The 1,181-nt window shown below is 51.9% G+C and carries 1 protein-coding gene; it reads left to right on the top strand.

Going from position 1 to position 1,181, the window contains the following annotated elements:
• The first annotated feature begins 207 nt into the window (after positions 1–207).
• Positions 208–1,170, top strand: coding sequence for an IS110 family transposase (locus KGA89_RS29590; protein ID WP_223473200.1), 963 nt, complete (start codon positions 208–210; stop codon positions 1,168–1,170).
• Positions 1,171–1,181 lie beyond the last annotated feature (11 nt).

A 1,181-nucleotide genomic window follows, 5' to 3' on the forward strand; every position in this document is an offset into this window, starting at 1 on the left:
GCTCGCTTGTATGTTTAGACTTGAAGGGGTGGGCGGGACTAAAAGCTCGATTCCGACTCTAGCCAGTACGGACCGTGGGAGACTTCTCGTCCCGCCCTTTCTACCCAAAGCGCCAATAAGGAATTCATCGGTAAACCGACGATAGAGACAAGCCAGCGCAAAGGTAGACCCCGACAAGCACCTAAACCCTAGCTCCGAGGATTCGTCATGACAATCCTTACCTCGCAGACGGTTGTTGGTATCGATATAGCCAAGGCCGAAATTGTTGTTTATCGCTCTGATCTGCAAGCCATCGACACTATCAAGAATGATCGAACAGCCCTCAAGCGCTGGCTAAAAACGTTACCCACCCAAAGCGCTCTTGCCGTTGAAGCCACCAATATCTATCACCTGGATACCGTCGAGCTGGCTCACTCGATGGGTCATCAGGTCTATGTCGTGGATGCTTACCGGGTGAGCAACTATCGTCGCGGCATCGGCCAAAGAGCTAAGAACGATCCTTGTGATGCCCGTCTTCTGGCGCGGTATTTGACCAATGAACAGCACGAGCTGCGGCTCTGGAACCCGCCACCGAAGGCTTACACGACATTAAAAAGCCTGCTTCATCGGCGCGCGACGCTGGTCAAGAATCACGCCGGTCTTATGTTGAGCTGGGCCGACGAACCCTTGTTAAAAAAAGCGCTGATTGCTCAGCAAAAAGCGTTCAAAGAGGCGATTCAGGCCATCCAGAAGTTGCTACAAAAAGTTAGCAAAGAGTCGGGAATTGAGGCGAATATCGGCCGCTGCAAAGCCATCGAAGGCGTTGGTGAACTGGTCGCAACTGGGTTGGCGACGAGTTTTATGCGAGGTGATTTTGCGGACAGTGATGCATTTATCGCGTTTTTAGGGATGGACCTGCGGGTCGATGATTCTGGAAAAAAGAATGGTCCCCGATACCTGAGCAAAAAGGGGGATCCAGAAATACGCCGATTAGCTCATATCGCTGCAATGACGGCATGTCGCTCGCCTAGATGGAAACCGTTTTATGAGTCGTACCTGGTCAGAGGCTTCTCAAAAACCCAGGCATTGGTGGTGCTTGCTCGCAAGCTCTGCCGGGTGGCATTTGCCTTGATGAAAAATCAGAGCGAATACCAGCCGAAGCCTATGTTGCAGGGTTGCCCTGCAACATAGAATCTCCCACA

The organism is Pseudomonas sp. A-RE-22 (assembly GCF_019956035.1).
GTDB lineage: Bacteria > Pseudomonadota > Gammaproteobacteria > Pseudomonadales > Pseudomonadaceae > Aquipseudomonas > Aquipseudomonas brassicacearum.

What these genes read in the sequence shown, in the direction of transcription:
- KGA89_RS29590 (WP_223473200.1), top strand. Translation starts at nt 208, where the DNA reads ATGACAATCCTTACCTCGCAGACGGTTGTTGGTATCGATATAGCCAAG.